This window comes from Thermodesulfobacteriota bacterium, assembly GCA_036482575.1.
Classification (GTDB): Bacteria; Desulfobacterota; GWC2-55-46; order GWC2-55-46; family JAUVFY01; genus JAZGJJ01.
On record JAZGJJ010000229.1, the window covers coordinates 1 to 4,772 of the forward strand.

General features: G+C 60.1%; 5 protein-coding genes. 3 read left to right on the plus strand and 2 right to left on the minus strand.

Annotated elements, in window-relative coordinates; genetic code table 11:
* Nucleotides 1-1,334 (plus strand): hypothetical protein (locus V3W31_10255; protein ID MEE9615311.1); only part of this gene is annotated, 1,334 nt, incomplete at its 5' end.
* 82 nt (nt 1,335-1,416) lie between these two features.
* On the opposite strand, the gene larE is transcribed toward V3W31_10255, so the two are convergent.
* Nucleotides 1,417-2,301 (minus strand): ATP-dependent sacrificial sulfur transferase LarE, encoded by an 885-nt coding sequence (gene larE / locus V3W31_10260; GenBank protein ID MEE9615312.1) that lies wholly within the window; start codon nt 2,299-2,301, stop codon nt 1,417-1,419.
* Entirely contained in the window at nt 2,295-3,314 is a 1,020-nt protein-coding gene (locus V3W31_10265; GenBank protein MEE9615313.1) for a 7-cyano-7-deazaguanine synthase, read from the minus strand. The genes larE and V3W31_10265 overlap by 7 nt, the downstream gene beginning before the upstream one ends.
* 280 nt (nt 3,315-3,594) lie before the next feature.
* On the opposite strand from V3W31_10265, the gene V3W31_10270 reads away from it, so the two are divergent.
* Nucleotides 3,595-4,482, plus strand: coding sequence for a site-2 protease family protein (locus V3W31_10270; protein ID MEE9615314.1), 888 nt, complete (start codon nt 3,595-3,597; stop codon nt 4,480-4,482).
* A 14-nt stretch (nt 4,483-4,496) separates the two neighbouring features.
* On the plus strand, nt 4,497-4,730 hold the full coding sequence (locus V3W31_10275) for a cytochrome b5 domain-containing protein (GenBank protein ID MEE9615315.1): 234 nt from the start codon (nt 4,497-4,499) through the stop codon (nt 4,728-4,730).
* The last annotated feature ends 42 nt before the right edge of the window (nt 4,731-4,772 follow it).

Consider the following 4,772-nt stretch of genomic DNA (forward strand, 5'->3'; position numbering starts at 1 on the left):
CCCTGGACGACAGACCGACGCTCACCGCCCTTATGAAAGAGGAGGAAGGCTACCTCTTCGTGGACATGAAGGACTTTACCCGGAAGACCCTTACGGTAAAGGAGCTGGCCATGGCGGAGTTCATGAAGGAGCATTTCTACAAGCCCATCCTCGACGCGGCGAGCCGCCTCGGTGCCGGCGCGGGGCTTCTCAAGGACGACAGCGGTATAAGGCTCAACAGCCTTCCCGGGGACGCCGCCATATTCTCCGGCAGCGCGACCAACCTGGTCAACCTCGCCCGCGACATACAGAAGATAATCAAGGACTACCGTGAACAGCTCCAGAAGAGGCTCCCACCCACGAAGGGAGAGGCGCTCCTTGAGGACATACATAAGAGTTTCGTGAAGAAAAAGGACGACTTCAAAAAGAAGAAGGCCGAGGTGGAGAAAGAGGTCAAGGCCGGCGCAAAGGGCGCGAAGGCGAAGCTCGCTCTCTTTAAGGAAGCGGAACAGAGGCTCGACAACGGCTACAGGAATGAAGTCGAGGAGGCCATCAGCAGGGAGATGGAGGCCGGGGTCTTCGTCTCCTACGGCAACAAGGCGGAGACCATGCACATACCCGGGCACGAGGACTTCTGCGGGCCGGTAAAGGTGGCGATAGGCGAGAAGATAAACGAGGCGGCGCGCGGCACGAGCAGGAACTCGATGGTTATGGCCAAGCTCGAAGTGCTCATGGAAAAAGAGAGGCTGCAAAAGGGCAAGGCGGACCTGACCTATCCCTTTGAAGTGTACATAAAGAGGGTCTACAGCATCCGCATGCCCCCTGAGCTCGACCATGCCCTGGGTATGCTCATGGCAAGGACCAAGGGGGTCGACCTGAAGAACATGGCGCAGCTCGTGGCCAACCAGTACTTCAAGGACCTGAAGAGACTTGCCTCCGGAGAGCCGATTAGTTCGCTCAAGCTCTTCGACTCGGCGAGGGACATATACAACAGGGGGCAGGCCCTCAGCAGCGAGGCCCTACAGGCGTACATAAAAGAGACAAAGGACACGAAGTTCTTTTTCAAGAGAGTCGTAAGCTCCAAGGAGCTCGACCCTTACCTGCAGAAGACGTTCTACTTCCCGAGGGAGGCGCTGGAGTTCTGGTTCGGCCTGGAGGTCAAGGGGGGGGTGGAGTTCATAGAGGCGTTCGCCAGGATAGGCGACGTAGTTTTCAAGGGGTTCGAGGCCAGGGAGCCGACCGTGGTCTACGAGATGCTCAATACGGACGGTCCCTTCTTCAAGGCCCTCAAGAGCCACCACTACAGCGACTGGTTAGAGGAGGCCAGGGAGGAAAGCGGGAAGAAGGACCGGTAGGAGACAGGCGTCGGTTGGGGTGGGTGGCGTCAGGGGGAGAGCTTTTCGTGTTATCCATGCGCAGACAGCCTCTCCCTTCGGTTCAACTCTTCCCGCCCCGTGGCCCCTTGCCCTCTAACCGGAGCGGCTCGTTCATGCTCCCGGTCCTGTAGCCCTCGAGGTCGAGGGTGACGTAGGTAAAGCCCGCCTCTTTAAAGCGCCGGGCAACGGAGAGCCGGACGTCTTCCTTCAGGAACCTTTCAATCTCCGGCGGCCCCACCTCCACCCGCGCCGTGTCGTCGTGGTAGCGGACGCGGAACTGCCTGAAGCCGAGCTCGCGCAGGAACCCTTCGCACTCTTTTACTTTTTCAAGCCTCTCTTCGGTTATGCGCGTGCCGTAGGGGAAGCGCGAGGAGAGGCAGGCGAGCTGAGGTTTCTCCCAGGTGGGTAGTTCCATCTCTCTGCTCAGGAGCCGTATCTCGTCCTTTGTGAGCTCCGCCTCGTCGAGCGGACTCCTTACGCCGAGTTCCGAGGCCGCGGTCCTGCCAGGCCGGTAGTCCCCCCGGTCGTCGGCGTTAGTGCCGTCGGCCACGTGCTCGAGCCCGAGCTCCCCGGCCTTTTTACCGCATATCTCGAAGAGCTCGCTCTTGCAGTAGTAGCACCTGTTCTCGTCGTTGTCGGCAAAGTTCGGGATGAGGAGCTCGTTCGACTCCACCACGAGGTGACGTACGCCGAACTCCCGGGCGAGCCTTACGGCCTCGGCCTGTTCGTGCTCCGGATAGGTGGGGGAGGCGGCGGTAAGAGCGGCGGCCCTATCGCCGAGGGTATCTATCGCGACCCGCAAGAGGAAGGTCGAGTCAACCCCTCCGGAGAAGGCAACGAGTACGGAGTCCATCTCAGTGAGGGTCGCCTTTAGCCGTTCGAGCTTTTCGTGCGCGGCCTTGGCGGGGGCGGCTTCTTCCGTCCTTTCAACCACCTCGTTCAGCACACCCTGAACTCCTCTATGGTCTTATCGTCGACGGGCTCGGAAACCTCGAACTCTGTCTCGTTGCCGTCGGTTACGGCCCTTATGGTGCCCCGCCCCTCCGACTTGTTGGCGTACCTCAAGATCAGCCTGCCCGCGAACGCCCGTATGCCGTTGGGGCTCTCGCCCGAGACGAGCGCCACCGGGCCGGGGAAGTCCACGGGTTCCATGAACGTGTCGCCGGGCTGGGCGAGCGCCTTTATCTTCGTGTTGTCGGCGTCGTTCCGCCCCACCACTATCTTGGCCCCCTCGTAGCGGAAGTGCCTGCCGCTCTTGAGCGTGTGGAGGTCCTTTATGTTTACATCCTTATTGTGGTCGAGGAGGTCGCGCACCTTCTTAGAGAATATCTTGTCGGTAAGGAGGCACCCCCCCGACGGACACGGGTAGTCGCCCACGTCGAGATTCTCGGCGAGCTCCATCTGCGGCTTCCTGCTCCTTCCGGTAACGGAGAGGAGCTTTTCCCTGTCCACGAGCCCGGTCTTCTCCGGTATGGTCGGGTCGAGGTGCTTTGCCGAGAGAGGCCTGAGTATCAGCCCTTCGAGCCCGCTGTCCTTCTCTATGGAGCCGAAGCAGTCCCTTCTCTGGCTCATCGGCCTCTGGCCCAGGACCTCGCCGGTTATGACGAAGGAGGCCCCTATCTCCTCCATGTATTTTTTGGCCAGCGTGAACATGTATATGCGGCAGTCCACGCACGGGTTTATGCCCTTGCCGTAGCCGTACTTCGGGTTCCTGACCACGTCTATGTAGTCGAGCCCCTTGACCAGCACCTTTATAGGCACGCCGAACTCCTCGGCGACCCGGCGCGCGGCGGTCTTGCAGCCCACGCCGAGCTCCCCCTTGTGCTTGCTGCCGGCGTCGCAGGTGCAGAACGCCGAGGTGAAGTTAAGGGCGTGTACCTCTATGCCCTGCTCGATCATGAGCTTTACGGCAAGCGTTGAGTCCAGCCCGCCTGAAAGTAGTGCGACAGCTTTTGTCATAACCCCTCTCTCTCGGGAAAAACCTTTTGTAATGTGATAATGTACCATTATACGCGGTAACGCGCCGGAAATCAAAAATTTCGAGAGGCACCATGATGGTGCTGCCGCACGGTTAATGTGTATGCGGCCTTCTGTACCGTTAGCAGCATGTATCGCGGACGATAGTTTCTAAATCATGGTGCTTCACTTTCTGAACGGCCGTTAGTGGCACCGGGTATGAAGGAAGAAAGCTTATTTACACACGATACTTTACGCTACCAAGAGGAAGAGGGTTTTAACCATGGACGAGGATGTCGGGGGGGCCGGGGAGGGCAGGAGGGCCGAAGGCCCGAAACTTACCCTCCACCTCGTGCTCTTCGCCCTTACGGTCCTTACCACCGTAACGGCCGGGGCGCTCTACGAGGGGGTGAACCCGCTCGTAGAGCCGTTAGGGCTCGTGAAGGGCATCCCCTTCTCCTTCTCCCTGCTTCTAATCCTCGGCACCCACGAGTTCGGCCACTACGCCGCATCGAGGCTTCATGGGGTTGACGCCACGCTCCCGTACTTCATACCCGCCCCGCCCGTGCCGTTCATGATAGGCACCTTCGGGGCGGTGATAAAGATGCGCTCGCCCATAACCACCAGGAGCGCGCTGGTCGATATAGGCGCGGCCGGGCCGCTTGCGGGCTTCGTGGTGGCGGTCGTCGTCGTAGTGGTGGGGCTCGGGCTCTCGGAGGTCGCGCCGTCGCCGCCGCCGGGCGAGGCCATGAACCTCGGTTCCTCGATTATGTTTGCCCTCCTCTCGGAGCTCGCCATAGGGCCGGTGCCCGAGGGGCACGACGTCTTCCTCCATTCTGTGGCGTTCGCGGGCTGGATAGGGCTCTTCATTACGGCCATGAACCTCTTCCCCGTGGGCCAGCTCGACGGAGGCCATATCGTTTACGCGGTTATAGGCGAGAGGCACGCCGCGACCGTATCGTTCGTAACGGTCGCGTGCCTGGTGGCCCTGAGTGTCTTTGCCTGGCAGGGCTGGTTCGTATGGGCGCTGCTCGTTATGGTCATCGGCACCGGCCACCCGCCGGTGACTGACGAGGGGGTCCCGCTCGACGGTAAGAGGCGGCGCATAAGCGCCGTAACGCTCGCTGTGTTCGTGTTGACTTTTATGCCGGTACCGTTTTATATTAGCTGAATAATGGGTGCTATATGAAAAAATTTACCGAAGACGAGTTGAAGGAGTTCGACGGCGGCGAGCCGGGAAAACCCATCTACTTCGCCTACAAGGGGAAGGTCTACGACGTAACCGAGAGCCCCCTCTTCCTCGAAGGCATGCACTTCGAACACTACGCCGGCTGCGACCTTACGGACTACATGGAGGACTCGCCGCACGGCGAGGAGTCGCTCGAAGAGTTGAAGGTGGTGGGGGAGTATGAGGAATAGGGCCGTGATGCGTGTGCGTGATGCGGGAAGAAATTTTTCCCC

Excerpts from the sequence above, each read along its gene's own strand:
- V3W31_10275 (MEE9615315.1), top strand. The coding sequence starts at position 4,497 with ATGAAAAAATTTACCGAAGACGAGTTGAAGGAGTTCGACGGCGGCGAG.
- V3W31_10270 (MEE9615314.1), top strand. The coding sequence starts at position 3,595 with ATGGACGAGGATGTCGGGGGGGCCGGGGAGGGCAGGAGGGCCGAAGGC.
- V3W31_10265 (MEE9615313.1), bottom strand. The coding sequence starts at position 3,314 with ATGACAAAAGCTGTCGCACTACTTTCAGGCGGGCTGGACTCAACGCTT.